Below are 14,724 nucleotides of genomic sequence, written 5' to 3' on the forward strand. Positions count from 1 at the left end.
GGCCGGCGCCTCGAAGCGCCGGCACGTCATCGAACCTCAGGAGACGACATGGCAGCCCCCATCCTCGATCCGAATGCGCCGGCCTTCACGCGGCGCTACATGAACCTCGCCGACCCGCGCCTCGGGGCGCTGGCGCTCTTTGCCAGCGACGAATTCTTCGCGCCGAAGGAGCGCATGCTGAATCCTGAGCCGGCCGTGTTCATTCCCGGCAAGTACGACGACCACGGCAAGTGGATGGACGGCTGGGAAACGCGCCGCAAGCGCACGACCGGCCACGACTTCTGCGTGGTGCGGCTCGCGCGGCCGGGCGTGATCTACGGTGTCGACCTCGATACGAGCCACTTCACCGGCAACTTCCCGCCGGCCGCGTCGATCGACGCATGCGTTGCCGAAGGCGACATGCCGCCCGACGACGCGCAATGGCGCCCGATCGTCCCGGCGACGACGCTGCAGGGCAATTCGCATCACTACGTGAGCGTCGACGATGCGCAGCCCTATACGCACCTGCGCGTGAACCTGTACCCGGACGGCGGCCTCGCACGGCTGCGCGTGTACGGCCAGCCGCAGCGCGACTGGCGCCAGGTGCCGGCCGGCGAGCTCGTCGATCTCGCGGCAACCGAGAACGGCGGCTACCTCGTGGCCGCGAACAACCAGCACTTCGGCCCGGCGTCGCAGATGCTGATGCCGGGGCGCGGCGTGAACATGGGCGACGGCTGGGAAACGCGGCGCCGCCGCGAGCCCGGCAACGACTGGGCGATCGTCGCGCTCGCGCGGCCGGGCATCATCCGGCGCGTCGAGGTCGATACCGCGTTCTTCAAGGGCAATTTCCCCGACCGCTGCTCGCTGCAGGCTGCACAGGTCGCAGGCGGCACCGACGATTCGCTCGTCACGCAGGCGATGTTCTGGGCCGAGCTGCTCGGCGAGCAGAAGCTGCAGATGGACCACGTCCACACGTTCGACCAGCTCGCCGCGCTCGGCCCCGTCACGCACGTGCGTTTCAACATCTTCCCGGATGGCGGCGTGTCGCGCCTGCGTCTGTGGGGCGAGCCGGCTTGAAGGAGGGCAACGGCATGAGCGAATCCCACATCCTGCGCGTCGAGCGCCTGACGCGCGAAGCGTTCGCGCCGTTCGGCGACGTGATCGCGCTCGAAGGCGCGCGGCATTTTCCGATCAACGGCGGCACGACCGAGCGCTTCCACGATCTCGCGACGATCGACGTGTGCGCGGACGGCGGCCGCCCGCTCGTCAGCGTGTTCCGCGCGCAGCCGCGTGCGCTGCCGGTCGCGGTCACGCTGATGGAGCGCCATCCGCACGGCAGCCAGGCGTTCATCCCGCTCGCGGCCGTGTCGCGCTACGCGATCGTCGTCGCGCCGGCCGGCGAATTCCGGCCCGACGCGATGCGCGCGTTCCTCGCGGAAGGCTGGCAGGGCGTGAACTATGCGAAGGGCGTCTGGCACCATCCGCTGCTCGCGCTCGACGCGGTCAGCGATTTCGTGATCGTCGATCGCGGCGGCACGCAGCCGAACTGCGACGAGATCCCGCTCGAGCGCGCGTGGGCGCTCGAGTTCGAGCCGGCCTGCGCGGCCTGACGCAAGCGCAACGCCCGACTCCGGCTGCCTGACGGCAGCCCGGGCGGACCGGTCGAAGGGTTTTCGAAAGCCGGGGCGCGCGACTCACGCGGCGGCGTGCGGCCGCTATCCCGAAAAGAACACGGCCCGGGCGGCGAGATGCCGGCCGGGCCGTGCTGCGTGCGCGAAGCGCGCGAATCAGTGCTTGCGGTGCGGGCAGTTCTCGGTCGTGCAGGAACCGTACATCGCAAGCGAGTGCTCCTGGAGCCGGAAGCCGCGCTCCTTCGCGATCGCCTGCTGGCGGCCTTCGATCTCGGCGTCGAAGAATTCCTCGACACGGCCGCAATCGAGGCACACGAGGTGATCGTGGTGCGAGCCTTCGTTCAGTTCAAACACGGCCTTGCCGGATTCGAAGTTGCTGCGGGTGAGCAGGCCGGCCTGCTCGAACTGCGTCAGCACGCGGTAAACGGTGGCCAGCCCGATGTCGAGCTGCTCGTTGAGCAGGTTCCGGTAGACGTCTTCTGCCGTCAGGTGGCGCACCGGGCTTTGCTGGAAGATCTCGAGAATCTTGAGGCGCGGTAGGGTGGCCTTTAGCCCGATATTCTTGAGATCCGTCGGATTGGTCATGGCTAGGCATCCCTAGAGTACAATGCAGGGCTTCAATGTTACCGGCTTTTCGCCGTTCCAGAAACACGCGCGGCCTGCACACGGGCCTGCACGGTGAGGGAAATGATTCCAGAATCTCTTTCGCACTTTCAGAGGAGCCGCATGCGGAGTGTCATCATCGCTGCCGCCGCCGTTGCCGCGCTGGCTGGTTGTTCGTCGTACGACAGCGTAACGCAGCGCATCGCGCAGAGCATCACCCCCTACCGGATTACCGTCGTGCAAGGCAACTTCGTGTCGCAGGAGAAGGCCGCACAGCTGCAGGTCGGCATGTCGCGCGAGCAGGTGCGCGCGCTGCTCGGCACCCCGTTGCTGGCCGACATGTTCCACGCCGACCGCTGGGATTACCTCTTCTACTTCAAGCGCGGCTCGACGGCAGTCGTCCAGCAGCGCGATCTCGTCGTGACGTTCTCGGGCGATCGCGTGGCGGGCTGGACGGGGGCGGACAACCTGCCTTCCGAACTCGACCTGCTGGCCGATATCGACGGCGACCGCGGCGGCAAGAAGGCGAAGGCGGCCGCAGCGGCGAAGAAGGCCGCCGAGGCTGCCGCAGCCGCGAGCGCCGCGCAAGCGGCAGCGAGCGCGCCGGCGCCGGAGGCTGTCGCCAGCCCGTCCGCCGCGCCGGCGTCCGGTGCGGCGGTCGACCAGGATGCGAACGCGCAGGCCGCCCGTGCGGCCAACCGTGCGACCAACCAGGTGTCGGGTCAGGGCTCGGCCGCACGGCGGTTCGCGCCGTCCACGCAGGCTGCCGGCGGTGCGCCGGTGCCGGGCGGCCAGCCGCCGGGCGCGGTTCCGGCGATCCAGCCGCAGTTCCAGTTCCATCGTCCGCCGCAGCCGAACGCGTCGAACGAGGCGTCGCCGCCGGTCGGCCCGCAAGGCTCGGACACGCTGCAGAACCAGCCGATCACCGCGCCGGCGCAGTAAGTCCGCGTGCGGAAACCGGGCGGCATGAGCCGCCCGTCTTTAGACCTGTCGTGTAGAAAGCCATGAAGATTGCGATTGCCGGTGCATCGGGCCGAATGGGCCGGATGCTGATCGAAGCCGTTCTCAACGATTCCGACGCGCAGCTCGTCGGCGCGCTCGACCGCGCCGATTCGCCGTTCCTCGGCCAGGACGCCGGCACGTTCCTCGGCAAGGAAACCGGGGTCAAGCTGACCGCCGACCTCGACGCCGTGTTCGCGCAGGCCGACACCCTGATCGATTTCACGCGTCCGGAAGGCACGATGGCCCATATCGAGGCCGCACTGCGCCACGACGTGAAGCTCGTGATCGGCACGACCGGCTTCACCGCCGAGCAGAAGGCCGAGCTGCAGGCCGCGGCGGGCAAGATCGGCATCGTGTTCGCGGCGAACATGAGCGTCGGCGTGAACGTCACGCTGAAGCTGCTCGAATTCGCGGCGAAGCATTTCTCACATGGCTACGACATCGAAATCATCGAGGCGCATCACCGTCACAAGGTCGACGCGCCGTCGGGCACCGCGCTGATGATGGGCGAAGCCGTTGCCGGCGCGCTCGGGCGCTCGCTCGACGATTGCGCGGTGTACGGCCGCCACGGCGTGACGGGCGAGCGCGATCCGTCGTCGATCGGCTTCGCCGCGGTGCGCGGCGGCGACATCGTCGGCGATCACACGGTGCTGTTCGCCGGGATCGGCGAGCGCATCGAGATCACGCACAAGTCGTCGAGCCGCGTGTCGTACGCGCAAGGCGCGTTGCGCGCGGTCCACTTCCTGTCGGCGCGCGGCGCCGGCCTGTTCGACATGCAGGACGTGCTCGGCCTGCGCTGACCCCACGGGGAAACTCCGATGGCGATACCCACCGGCGTTGTCCACTACCTCGAAAGCGGCGATGCGATCACGCATGCCGTCGCCTATGTGCTGCTGGCGATGTCCATCGCCAGCTGGTGCTTCCTCTTCATGAAAGCCTGGCTCCTGGTCCGCGCGAAGCGGCAGGGGCCGCGCGCGCTCGCCGCGTTCTGGCGCGCGCCGTCGCTCGACGCGGGCATTGCCGCGCTCGCCGGCGCCGATCGCGAGCGCGTGTTCGTGCCGCTCGCCGAAGCCGCCCGCGATGCGGCCGACGATCACGACCCGGCCGCGCTGGCCGCGCGTGTCGACCGCAGCGAACGCGTGCTGCGCGCGCTGCGGCACGCGATGCTGCGCTCGCAGCGGCGCCTCGAATTCGGCCAGGTGCTGCTCGCGTCGATCGGCAGCACCGCGCCGTTCGTCGGGCTGCTGGGCACCGTGTGGGGCATCTACCACGCGCTCGGCAGCATCGCCGCGAGCGGGCAGGCGCAGATCGAGAACGTCGCGGGGCCGGTCGGCGAGGCGCTGATCATGACCGCGTTCGGGCTCGTCGTCGCGATTCCCGCGGTGCTGGCCTACAACATCCTCGGGCGGCTCGTGCGGCAGCTCGCCGAGGAGCTCGACGGCTTTGCGCGCGACCTGCACGTGTTCGTGTGCGCGCAGGAAGCCTGACGCACCCATTCCGGAGAAGCGGCCATGGCATTCGGCGGACTCGAGCACCACAAGACGTCCGCGCCGATGGCGGAGATCAACATGACTCCGCTGATCGACGTGATGCTGGTGCTGCTCGTCATCTTCATCATCACCGCGCCGCTGATGACGCACGCGATCCGGCTCGACCTGCCGAAGGTCGCGGCCAGCGTCGCGCACGACACGCCGCAATCCGTCACCTTGTCGATCGACGACGCGGGCAAGCTGTACTGGGACGACTCACCGGTCGCGCTCGATGCGCTGCCCGCGCGCTTCCGGGCCGCCGCCGCGGGCGGCGCGCCGCCCGAGCTGCGGCTGCGCGCATCGCGCGCGACCCGCTACGACGTGATCGCGCAGGTGATGGGCGCCGCGCAGGCCGCCGGCCTCACGCGGATCGGCTTCGTGACCGACGTGCCGCCGCCGGGCGGTTCCGCGGCGGCGCCTGCCGTGCCGGCCAACCGCTGAGCGGAGCCGGCGGGCCTATCCCTGCCTTGGGATCGGGCCGCGCGCCGCAAGACCGGTCGAATGGGCCGGCGCGGGCGGTATAATCAACGTTTTTCCCGGTTGGCAGGCTTTTTTCAGGTAACCCGGAATTTTCCAGGCTACCCGGGCATGCTGCGGGTTACCCGGAAAATGCCCGGAAACCGCGAACAGGTCCGGCAACAGCGAACCTGCAGGTCCGCCGGGCAAGCACGATATTCGATCCACTCCTGCGCGCGCGCCGTCGCGCCGCTTAAAGCCTAGTCCGAACCACACCATGCACGAGAGATACGTACCCGCCGACGTCGAAGCCGCCGCCCAGGGCGACTGGCGCGCAGCCGATGCCTACAAGACGCAGGAAGATTCGCAGAAGCCGAAGTTCTACTGCGTGTCGATGCTGCCGTACCCGTCCGGCAAGCTGCACATGGGTCACGTGCGCAACTACACGATCAACGACGTGATGTACCGCTATCTGCGGATGAACGGCTACAACACGCTGATGCCGATGGGTTGGGATGCGTTCGGGATGCCGGCCGAGAACGCCGCGATGGCGAACGGCGTGCCGCCCGCGAAGTGGACCTACGACAACATCGACTACATGAAGGGCCAGATGCAGTCGATGGGCCTCGCGATCGACTGGTCGCGCGAAATCGCGACGTGCAAGCCCGACTACTACAAGTGGAACCAGTGGCTGTTCCTGAAGATGCTCGAGAAGGGCATCGCGTACAAGAAGACGGGCACCGTGAACTGGGACCCGGTCGACCAGACCGTGCTCGCGAACGAGCAGGTGATCGACGGCCGCGGCTGGCGGTCGGGCGCGCTCGTCGAGAAGCGCGAAATCCCGATGTACTACCTGCGCATCACGCAGTACGCGGATGAGCTGCTGAACGACCTCGACGGCCTCGGCTGGCCCGAGCGCGTGAAGATCATGCAGCAGAACTGGATCGGCAAGAGCTTCGGCGTGAACTTCGGCTTCCCGTACGAACTCGACGGCGAGAAGAAGCTGCTGCGCGTGTTCACGACGCGCGCCGACACGATCATGGGCGTGACCTTCTGCGCGATCGCGGCCGAGCATCCGCTCGCCACGCGCCTCGCGCAGGACAAGCCGGAACTGCTCACGTTCATCGACGAATGCAAGCGCGGCGGCGTCGCCGAGGCCGACGTTGCGACGATGGAGAAGAAGGGCGTCGCGACGGGCTTCTCGGTCGCACACCCGCTGACCGGCGAGCCGGTCGAGGTGTGGATCGGCAACTACGTGCTGATGAGCTATGGCGAAGGCGCGGTGATGGGCGTGCCGGGCCACGACGAGCGCGATTTCGCGTTCGCGAAGAAATACGACCTGCCGATCAAGCAGGTGATCTCGGCCGAAGGCCAGCAGTACTCGCTCGACGCATGGCAGGAGTGGTACGGCGACAAGGAAACCGCGGTCTGCGTGAACAGCGGCAAGTACGACGGCCTGCGCTACGCGGAAGCCGTCGACGCGGTCGCGGCCGACCTGAACGCCGGCGGCTTCGGCGACAAGCAGGTCACGTGGCGCCTGCGCGACTGGGGCGTATCGCGCCAGCGCTACTGGGGCACGCCGATCCCGATCATCCACTGCCCGTCGTGCGGCGACGTGCCGGTGCCGGAGCAGGATCTCCCCGTCGTGCTGCCGGAAGACCTCGTGCCGGACGGCTCGGGCAACCCGCTCGCGAAGTCGGAAGCGTTCCTGAACTGCGCGTGCCCGAAGTGCGGCGCGGCAGCCAAGCGCGAAACCGACACGATGGATACCTTCGTCGATTCGTCGTGGTACTTCTCGCGCTACACGGCGCCGGACGCCGAGACGATGGTCGATGCGCGCACCGATTACTGGATGCCGATGGATCAGTACATCGGCGGCATCGAGCACGCGATCCTGCACTTGCTGTATTCGCGTTTCTGGACCAAGGTGATGCGCGACCTCGGCCTCGTGAAGTTCGGCGAGCCGGCGAAGAACCTGCTCACGCAGGGCATGGTGCTGAACGAGACGTTCTACCGCGAGGATGCATCGGGCAAGAAGACCTGGTACAACCCGCTCGACGTGACCGTCACGCACGACGACAAGGGCCGCCCGGTCGGCGCGACGCTGAACACGGACGGCCAGCCGGTCGTGCTCGGCGGCATCGAGAAGATGTCGAAGTCGAAGAACAACGGCGTCGATCCGCAGCTGTTGATCGACCAGTACGGCGCCGATACCGCGCGCCTGTTCACGATGTTCGCTGCACCGCCCGAGCAGCAGCTCGAGTGGTCGGGTGCGGGCGTCGAGGGCGCAAGCCGCTTCCTGCGCCGCGTGTGGAGCTTCGGTGCGGCGAACCGCGAAGCGCTCGCCGCGCGCGCGGGCTTCGATGCGGCCGCGCTCGGCGAAGCCGACAAGGCGCTGCGCCGCGAGATCTACAGCGTGCTGAAGCAGGCCGATTTCGACTACCAGCGCCTGCAGTACAACACGGTGGTGTCGGCTGCGATGAAGATGCTGAACGCGATCGACGGCGCGAAGGGTGCGACGCCCGGCGTGCTGCGTGAAACGTACGGTGTGCTGCTGCGCGTGCTGTACCCGGTCGTGCCGCACGTCACGTTCGAGCTGTGGAAGGCGCTGGGCTACGCGGACGAATTCGGCCCGCTGCTCGACGCACCGTGGCCGAAGGTCGACGAGGCCGCGCTCGAGCAGGCCGAGATCGAACTCGTGCTGCAGGTGAACGGCAAGGTGCGCGGCGCGCTGAAGGTGGCAAAGGACGCGAGCCGCGAGGCGATCGAAGCCGCGGCAGTGGCCGACGACGCGTTCGCGAAGTTCAGCGACGGCAAGCCGGCGAAGAAGATCGTCGTCGTGCCGGGCCGCCTCGTGAACATCGTCGTCTGACGGCCGCTGGCCGTCGGACGTACCCAGAAGGAGCGAAGGTGATCCGCAGATCGTTTTTGATGCTCGCTGTCGGCAGCGCGGTTGCGCTGTCGGCATGCGGCTTCCAGTTGCGCGGCCAGCAGGACTACGCGTTCAAGCACCTGCTGATCGCCGGCGCGCCGGCGCCGGTCGAGGCGCGCCTCGTGCGCCTCGTCGAGGCCGGCAGCGACACGAAGATCGTCAAGTCGGCGGACGACGCCGATGCCGTGCTGCGCATGTGGGAGTCGCGTGGCCAGAACACGCTGACGCTCAACAAGTACGGCTCGGCGCAGGAATACGCGCTGTTCTACACGCTGACCTACACGTTGACGAGCAAGGACGGCACCGTGCTGATCCCGCCGAGCGCGATCGCGCTGAACCGCGCGATGACGTACAGCGATCAGTACACGAACGCGAAGGCGCAGGAAGCCGACCTCCTGTACGCCGACATGCAGAGCGACGCGGTCGACCAGCTGATGCGGCGTCTCGCGATCGTCCATTCGCTGACGCCGGCGCCGGAAGACGTGGTACCGGGCGTCGCACCGCGCGCGCCGTTGCCGCCGCCGCCGCTCTGATCGACGGCGCACGTATCGATGCAACTGCGACTTGATGCGCTGGAGCCGCACCTCGCGAAGGGGTTGGCCGGGCTCTATACCGTCTACGGCGACGAGCCGCTGCTCGCGCAGGAAGCGTGCGACCGCATTCGTGCGGCCGCGCGCGCGGCCGGCTTCACCGAACGTTCGGTGCATACGGTCGAGCGCGGCTTCGACTGGAGCGTGCTGCTCGGCGCAACCCAGGCGATGTCGCTGTTCGGCGAGCGTCAGCTGATCGAGCTGCGCATTCCGTCGGGCAAGCCCGGCAAGGAAGGCGCCGATGCGCTGAAGACGCTCGCGGCCACGCCGAACCCCGACGCGCTGATGCTCGTCACGCTGCCGCGTCTCGACGCGGCCACGCAGAAATCCGCGTGGTTCACGGCACTGCAGAACGGCGGCGTCGCGCTGAAGATCGATCCGGTCGACCGCGCGCAGCTGCCGAACTGGATCGGCCAGCGTCTCGCGCTGCAGGGCCAGCGCGCCGCGCCCGGCGACGACGGGCGGCGCGCGCTGCAGTTCATCGCCGAGCGCGTCGAAGGCAACCTGCTTGCCGCCCACCAGGAAATCCAGAAGCTCGGGCTGCTGTATCCGCAGGGCGCGCTGTCGTTCGAGCAGGTGCACGACGCGGTGCTGAACGTCGCGCGTTACGACGTCTTCAAGCTGAACGAAGCGATGCTCGCCGGCGACGCCGCGCGGCTCGCGCGGATGATCGACGGGCTGAAGGGCGAGGGCGAGGCGATCGTGCTCGTGATGTGGGCCGTCGTCGAGGAATTGCGCACACTGCTGCGGATCAAGCGCGGCACGACGGCGGGCAAGCCGCTCGCGACGCTGCTGCGCGAGAACCGCGTATGGGGGCCGCGCGAGCGGCTGATCGGCCCCGCGCTGAATCGCGTGTCCGAAGCCGTGCTCGAGAGGGCGCTTGCGTTTGCCGCGAAGCTCGACCGTCAGGTCAAGGGGTTGACGGCCGTCGCGCCCGGCCGCCGCACGCAGGACGAACCGCCGCCCGATCCGTGGGACGGGCTGTTCCAGCTCGCGATGACGGTGGCCGGTGCCCGCGGCGAGCGACCGCCGACCGCGGGGCGCGTGCGACGCTAAGTCCCGTTCGGGCCTTCAGCGCGGGCTGCGCAACCCGCTTACAATGTTTCGATAGTTGGCGCGGCCCTCCGGCCGCCGCCGCTCACGCCTCCCCACGAATTCATGCCGCCCAGCGCGGCGCGCTTCTCGAGTCACACGATGGATATCGATCAGTACATGACCGACCTGGGCCGTCGCGCCCGGCACGCTTCCCGCGCGATGGCGCGCGCCAGCACGGCCGCGAAGAACGCGGCGCTCGACGCGGTGGCGCGCGCGATCGAACGTGACGCGCAGGTGCTGAAGGACGCGAATGCACGCGATGTCGCCCGCGCCCGTGAAAAGGGGCTCGATGCGGCGTTCGTCGATCGCCTGACGCTGTCGGACAAGGCGCTGAATACGATGGTCGAAGGCTTGCGCCAGGTGGCGTCGCTGGCCGATCCGATCGGCGAGATCAGCAACCTCAAGTACCGCCCGAGCGGCATCCAGGTCGGCCAGATGCGTGTGCCGCTCGGCGTGATCGGCATCATCTACGAATCGCGCCCGAACGTGACGATCGACGCGGCTGCGCTGTGCCTGAAGTCGGGCAATGCGACGATCCTGCGCGGCGGCTCCGAAGCGCTCGAATCGAACACGGCGCTCGCGAAGCTGATCGGCGAGGGGCTCGAAGCAGCCGGCCTGCCGCAGGATGCGGTGCAGGTCGTCGCGACGGCCGATCGCGCGGCGGTCGGCAAGCTGATCACGATGACCGAATACGTCGACGTGATCGTGCCGCGCGGCGGCAAGAGCCTGATCGAGCGCCTGATCAACGAGGCGCGCGTGCCGATGATCAAGCACCTCGACGGCATCTGCCACGTGTACGTCGACGATCGCGCCGATCTCGCCAAGGCGCTGACTGTCTGCGACAACGCGAAGACGCACCGCTACGGCACCTGCAACACGATGGAGACGCTGCTCGTGTCGAGCGGTGTCGCGGCGAAGCTGCTGCCGCCGCTCGGCAAGCTGTATCGCGACAAGCAGGTCGAGCTGCGCGTCGATGCGGCCGCGCGCACGGTGCTCGCCGATGCGGGCGTCGGCCCGCTCGTCGACGCCACCGAGGAAGACTGGCACACCGAGTATCTCGCGCCGGTGCTCGCGATCAAGGTCGTCGACGGCCTCGACGCCGCGATCGAGCACATCAACCATTACGGCTCGCACCACACGGACGCCATCGTCACCGAGGATCACGACCGCGCGATGCGGTTCCTGCGCGAGGTCGATTCGGCGAGCGTGATGGTCAACGCATCGACGCGCTTCGCGGACGGCTTCGAATTCGGCCTCGGCGCGGAAATCGGCATCTCGAACGACAAGCTGCACGCACGCGGCCCCGTCGGCCTGGAAGGGCTGACGTCGCTGAAGTACGTCGTGCTCGGACACGGCGAAGGCCGCCAGTAAATAGCGAGGCACACAATCGATGGCGATGCTCTGGGTCAAGACGTTCCATATCGTTCTGATCGCCGCGTGGTTTGCGGGGTTGTTCTACCTGCCGCGCATCTACGTGAACCTGGCCATGGAAACCGATCCGGCCGCGGTGCGACGCCTGCTGTTGATGGCACGCAAGCTGTTCCGTTTCATGACGATGATCGCGGTGCCGGCGCTGGCCTGCGGGCTCTGGCTCTGGCTGTCGATCGGCATCGGGCAGGGGCAGGGCTGGATTCACGCGAAAGTGACGGTCGTGCTGCTGCTCATCGTCTATCACGCGTATTGCGGGCACCTGCTGCGGGTGTTCGAGCGCGGCGAGAACCGCCGCACCGACAAGTGGTATCGCGTGTTCAACGAACTGCCGGTGCTCGGCATGCTCGCGGCGGTTGCGCTGGTCGTGATCAAGCCGTTCTGAGCGGCAAGGCCTGCGAGGTTGCAGGCGTCGCCTGATGCAAAACGGCGCCCCGCGGGGCGCCGTTTGTCGTTTACGCGCGCTCGACGTGGTCGGCGCGGTGCCGGCTCAGTCCTTCGCGCCGTCGTCGATCCGGCGGCGCGTGATCGCTTCCTTCGCGCGGCCGACCCGTTCCATCAGCGCAGGGCCGCGCGACAGCGCGACGCCGACCGCGAGGATGTCGCCGATCGCGAGATGCGACATCCGCGACGTCATCGGCGAGAACACGTCCGTTTCCTCCGCAACGTTCGACGCGAGACTGACCGTCGCGAGCTTCGCGAGCGGCGAATGGCTCTGCGTGATCGCGACGACCTTCGCGCCGCATGCGAGCGCGGAGCGTGCGGCGTCGACGATGTCGCGCGTGCGGCCGGTGTTCGAGATCGCGACGACGACGTCGTGTGGCCCGAGCAGTGCGGACGACATCGAGAACGTGTGCGGATCCGAATAGGCGACGCTCGGCACGCCGAGCCGGAAGAACTTGTGCTGGATGTCCTGCGCGGCGATGCCCGAGCCGCCGGCGCCGTAGAACTCGATCCGCGATGCGTTCGACAGCAGCGCGATCGCATCGGCGACGCTGCCCGCGGACAGGCTGTTGCGCACCTCGATCAGTGCGCCGATCGTGCGGTCGAACACCTTGCCGATGATGCCGGGCGCCGGCTCGTCGGGCTCGACGTCGCGATAGACCGACGACACGCCGGGCGCGACGCTCTGTGCGAGCCGGATCTTGAACTCGCGAAAGCCGCTGCAGCCGAGCGCCTGGCAGAACCGGGCGATCGTCGGCTGGCTGACGCCCGCGCGCGTCGACAGCTCGGTCATCGCGAGGTCGAGCACCTCGCGCGGCGCGGCGAGGATGTAGTCGGCGAGCTTGCGCTCGGACGGGCGCAACTCGGCGCGGATCGCTTCAATGCGGGGCAGCATGGGACGGCAGGCAGAAATCGGGTTCGGATGAGCGAGTGTATCGCAATCGAATTGTAGAAAATCTACAAGAAAATGCTAGCGCTGACGCGATGCTTTTTATGAGGTGGGTTAGGGTTTTCACTAGGTATCGCCTTACTGGTAGCGGGAATAAGGGTTGCGGGGTGCTGAATCTGCATTGCACGTATGTAGTTTTTCTACTAGACTGACTTCGTTCTGTCGACGCGTTCGACCGTCCCCACGATTCCAACCGCCGGTGTCGGCCGGCATACAGGAGCGCCCAGCATGACGTCGCTGCACCCCACTCTGGCGAAGGTCACCGAACGCGTGATCGCCCGCAGCCAATCGACCCGTTTCGCCTATCTGCAGCGCATCGACGGCGCGCAGGGCAAGTTCCCGGCACGCGGTGCGCTGTCGTGCGCGAACCTCGCGCACGGCTTCGCCGGCCTCGAGGGCAACGACAAGTTCTCGATCAAGGCGATCCGCGAGCCGAACATCGGCATCGTGTCCTCGTACAACGAGATGCTGTCCGCGCATGCGCCGTACAAGGATTTCCCGGAGATCATCAAGGCGGCCGCGCGCGAGAACGGCGGTGTCGCGCAGTTCGCGGGCGGCGTGCCGGCGATGTGCGACGGCGTCACGCAGGGCAACCCGGGGATGGAGCTGTCGCTGTTCTCGCGCGAAGCGATCGCGATGGGTACGGCCATCGCACTCACGCACAACATGTTCGACGCGGCGCTCTGCCTCGGCATCTGCGACAAGATCGTGCCGGGCCTGCTGATCGGCGCGTTGCAGTTCGGCCACCTGCCGACGATCTTCGTGCCGGCCGGCCCGATGACGAGCGGCCTGTCGAACGACGACAAGGCGAAGATCCGCCAGCAGTTCGCGACCGGCCAGGTCGGCCGCGATGCGCTGCTCGAAGCCGAATCGGCCGCGTATCACGGCCACGGCACCTGCACGTTCTACGGCACCGCGAACAGCAACCAGATGCTGATGGAGCTGATGGGCCTGCACCTGCCGGGCTCGGCATTCGTTCACCCGCACACGCCGCTGCGCACCGCGCTCACCGCCGAGGCCGCGCGCCGCGTGCTTGACCTGACCGTCGAGCGCGGCCATTACACGCCGATCGGCCACGTGATCGACGAGAAGGCGATCGTCAACGGAATCGTCGCGCTGCTCGCGACGGGCGGCTCGACCAATCACACGCTGCACCTCGTCGCGATCGCACGCGCGGCCGGCATCCTGATCGACTGGAACGACTTCGACGAACTGTCGGCCGTCGTGCCGCTGCTCGCGAAGATCTACCCGAACGGCAAGGCCGACGTGAACCACTTCCACGCGGCGGGCGGCGTGGCCTTCCTGGTCCGCAACCTGCTCGAAGGCGGGCTGTTGCACGAGGACGTGACGACGGTCGCCGGCCGTGGCCTGTCGCACTACACGAAGGAGCCGAAGCTGATCGACGGCAAGCTGACGTGGGTCGACGGCGCGCCCGAGAGCCACGACACGAAGGTGCTGCGCGGCATCCGCGACCCGTTCCAGCCGGACGGTGGCCTGCGCCTGATGCAGGGTCGACTCGGTCGCGGCGTGATCAAGATTTCGGCGGTCGCGCCCGAGCACCGCAAGGTGACGGCGCCCGCGATCGTGTTCGATTCGCAGGAATCCGTGCAGGAAGCATTCGATCGCGGCGAGCTGAAGCGCGATTTCGTCGCGGTCGTGCGCTTCCAGGGCGCGCGCGCGAACGGGATGCCCGAACTGCACCGTTTGACGCCGCTGCTCGGCGTGCTGCAGGATCAGGGCTTCCATGTCGCGCTCGTCACCGACGGCCGCATGTCGGGTGCGTCGGGCAAGGTGCCGGCGGTGATCCACGTGTCGCCGGAGGCGCTGCTGGCCGGCCCGCTCGGCAAGGTGAAGACGGGCGATACGCTCGTGATCGACGCGGAAGCCGGCGTGCTCGACATCGAGGTCGACGCCGCCGAGTGGCAGGCGCGCCCGGTCGCGCAGCCGCTGCACCAGGCCGAGAACGAGGTCGGTTTCGGGCGTGAACTGTTCGGCGTGTTCCGCGCGGCCGCCGCGCCGGCCGAGCAGGGCGCATCGGTTTTCGGCGCGCTGGTCGGCGAAACGGCCGCCCACGTCGCCGCATGAA

14 protein-coding genes are annotated in these 14,724 nt (G+C 68.0%); 12 read left to right on the forward strand and 2 right to left on the reverse strand.

Features of this window, described 5'->3' with window-relative positions; all coding sequences use genetic code 11:
• The first annotated feature begins 48 nt into the window (after positions 1–48).
• Together alc and BCEP18194_RS08780 are read left to right on the forward strand one after the other, a co-directional pair.
• The gene (gene alc / locus BCEP18194_RS08775; RefSeq protein WP_011350924.1) at positions 49–1,056 is read left to right on the forward strand and encodes an allantoicase; all 1,008 of its coding nucleotides are present in this window, start codon (positions 49–51) and stop codon (positions 1,054–1,056) included.
• Between the two features lie 14 nt (positions 1,057–1,070).
• Positions 1,071–1,589 (forward strand): ureidoglycolate lyase, encoded by a 519-nt coding sequence (locus tag BCEP18194_RS08780; RefSeq protein ID WP_041493007.1) that lies wholly within the window; start codon positions 1,071–1,073, stop codon positions 1,587–1,589.
• A gap of 177 nt (positions 1,590–1,766) precedes the next feature.
• On the opposite strand, the gene fur is transcribed toward BCEP18194_RS08780, so the two are convergent.
• Positions 1,767–2,195, reverse strand: coding sequence for a ferric iron uptake transcriptional regulator (gene fur, locus BCEP18194_RS08785; protein WP_011350926.1), 429 nt, complete (start codon positions 2,193–2,195; stop codon positions 1,767–1,769).
• 141 nt (positions 2,196–2,336) lie between these two features.
• Here fur and BCEP18194_RS08790 point away from each other — a divergent pair, with 141 nt between their 5' ends.
• The 9 genes from BCEP18194_RS08790 (at position 2,337) to BCEP18194_RS08830 (ending at position 11,630) form a co-directional block, all read left to right on the forward strand.
• Positions 2,337–3,155 carry an outer membrane protein assembly factor BamE gene (locus tag BCEP18194_RS08790; RefSeq protein WP_011350927.1) on the forward strand — a complete coding sequence of 273 codons (819 nt, stop codon included), beginning with the start codon at positions 2,337–2,339 and terminating at the stop codon, positions 3,153–3,155.
• A 62-nt stretch (positions 3,156–3,217) separates the two neighbouring features.
• Positions 3,218–4,015 (forward strand): 4-hydroxy-tetrahydrodipicolinate reductase, encoded by a 798-nt coding sequence (dapB, locus tag BCEP18194_RS08795; RefSeq protein WP_011350928.1) that lies wholly within the window; start codon positions 3,218–3,220, stop codon positions 4,013–4,015.
• 18 nt (positions 4,016–4,033) lie between these two features.
• Positions 4,034–4,702, forward strand: a complete 669-nt coding sequence (locus BCEP18194_RS08800) for a MotA/TolQ/ExbB proton channel family protein (RefSeq protein WP_011350929.1) — start codon at positions 4,034–4,036, stop codon at positions 4,700–4,702.
• A 24-nt stretch (positions 4,703–4,726) separates the two neighbouring features.
• Positions 4,727–5,185 carry an ExbD/TolR family protein gene (locus BCEP18194_RS08805; RefSeq protein WP_011350930.1) on the forward strand — a complete coding sequence of 153 codons (459 nt, stop codon included), beginning with the start codon at positions 4,727–4,729 and terminating at the stop codon, positions 5,183–5,185.
• Positions 5,186–5,477: 292 nt separating this feature from the next.
• Positions 5,478–8,072: a leucine--tRNA ligase gene (gene leuS / locus BCEP18194_RS08810; RefSeq protein ID WP_011350931.1), complete on the forward strand. Its 2,595-nt coding sequence runs from the start codon at positions 5,478–5,480 to the stop codon at positions 8,070–8,072.
• A 38-nt stretch (positions 8,073–8,110) separates the two neighbouring features.
• The gene (gene lptE / locus BCEP18194_RS08815; protein ID WP_041492738.1) at positions 8,111–8,665 is read left to right on the forward strand and encodes an LPS assembly lipoprotein LptE; all 555 of its coding nucleotides are present in this window, start codon (positions 8,111–8,113) and stop codon (positions 8,663–8,665) included.
• 18 nt (positions 8,666–8,683) lie between these two features.
• Complete coding sequence (holA, locus tag BCEP18194_RS08820; RefSeq protein WP_011350933.1) at positions 8,684–9,778, forward strand: DNA polymerase III subunit delta; 1,095 nt, start codon at positions 8,684–8,686, stop codon at positions 9,776–9,778.
• Positions 9,779–9,916: 138 nt separating this feature from the next.
• The gene (locus tag BCEP18194_RS08825) at positions 9,917–11,188 is read left to right on the forward strand and encodes a glutamate-5-semialdehyde dehydrogenase (protein ID WP_011350934.1); all 1,272 of its coding nucleotides are present in this window, start codon (positions 9,917–9,919) and stop codon (positions 11,186–11,188) included.
• A gap of 19 nt (positions 11,189–11,207) precedes the next feature.
• Positions 11,208–11,630 carry a CopD family protein gene (locus tag BCEP18194_RS08830; RefSeq protein ID WP_011350935.1) on the forward strand — a complete coding sequence of 141 codons (423 nt, stop codon included), beginning with the start codon at positions 11,208–11,210 and terminating at the stop codon, positions 11,628–11,630.
• A 105-nt stretch (positions 11,631–11,735) separates the two neighbouring features.
• On the opposite strand, the gene BCEP18194_RS08835 is transcribed toward BCEP18194_RS08830, so the two are convergent.
• Positions 11,736–12,584: a MurR/RpiR family transcriptional regulator gene (locus BCEP18194_RS08835; RefSeq protein ID WP_011350936.1), complete on the reverse strand. Its 849-nt coding sequence runs from the start codon at positions 12,582–12,584 to the stop codon at positions 11,736–11,738.
• A 282-nt stretch (positions 12,585–12,866) separates the two neighbouring features.
• On the opposite strand from BCEP18194_RS08835, the gene edd reads away from it, so the two are divergent.
• The gene (gene edd / locus BCEP18194_RS08840) at positions 12,867–14,723 is read left to right on the forward strand and encodes a phosphogluconate dehydratase (protein WP_011350937.1); all 1,857 of its coding nucleotides are present in this window, start codon (positions 12,867–12,869) and stop codon (positions 14,721–14,723) included.
• Position 14,724: the final 1 nt, after the last annotated feature.

Source organism: Burkholderia lata, from assembly GCF_000012945.1.
In the GTDB taxonomy this organism is placed as follows: Bacteria; Pseudomonadota; Gammaproteobacteria; order Burkholderiales; family Burkholderiaceae; genus Burkholderia; species Burkholderia lata.

Excerpts from the sequence above, each read along its gene's own strand:
- alc (WP_011350924.1), top strand. The coding sequence starts at position 49 with ATGGCAGCCCCCATCCTCGATCCGAATGCGCCGGCCTTCACGCGGCGC.
- BCEP18194_RS08780 (WP_041493007.1), top strand. The coding sequence starts at position 1,071 with ATGAGCGAATCCCACATCCTGCGCGTCGAGCGCCTGACGCGCGAAGCG.
- fur (WP_011350926.1), bottom strand. The coding sequence starts at position 2,195 with ATGACCAATCCGACGGATCTCAAGAATATCGGGCTAAAGGCCACCCTA.
- BCEP18194_RS08790 (WP_011350927.1), top strand. The coding sequence starts at position 2,337 with ATGCGGAGTGTCATCATCGCTGCCGCCGCCGTTGCCGCGCTGGCTGGT.
- dapB (WP_011350928.1), top strand. The coding sequence starts at position 3,218 with ATGAAGATTGCGATTGCCGGTGCATCGGGCCGAATGGGCCGGATGCTG.
- BCEP18194_RS08800 (WP_011350929.1), top strand. The coding sequence starts at position 4,034 with ATGGCGATACCCACCGGCGTTGTCCACTACCTCGAAAGCGGCGATGCG.
- BCEP18194_RS08805 (WP_011350930.1), top strand. The coding sequence starts at position 4,727 with ATGGCATTCGGCGGACTCGAGCACCACAAGACGTCCGCGCCGATGGCG.
- leuS (WP_011350931.1), top strand. The coding sequence starts at position 5,478 with ATGCACGAGAGATACGTACCCGCCGACGTCGAAGCCGCCGCCCAGGGC.
- holA (WP_011350933.1), top strand. The coding sequence starts at position 8,684 with ATGCAACTGCGACTTGATGCGCTGGAGCCGCACCTCGCGAAGGGGTTG.
- BCEP18194_RS08825 (WP_011350934.1), top strand. The coding sequence starts at position 9,917 with ATGGATATCGATCAGTACATGACCGACCTGGGCCGTCGCGCCCGGCAC.
- BCEP18194_RS08830 (WP_011350935.1), top strand. The coding sequence starts at position 11,208 with ATGGCGATGCTCTGGGTCAAGACGTTCCATATCGTTCTGATCGCCGCG.
- BCEP18194_RS08835 (WP_011350936.1), bottom strand. The coding sequence starts at position 12,584 with ATGCTGCCCCGCATTGAAGCGATCCGCGCCGAGTTGCGCCCGTCCGAG.
- edd (WP_011350937.1), top strand. The coding sequence starts at position 12,867 with ATGACGTCGCTGCACCCCACTCTGGCGAAGGTCACCGAACGCGTGATC.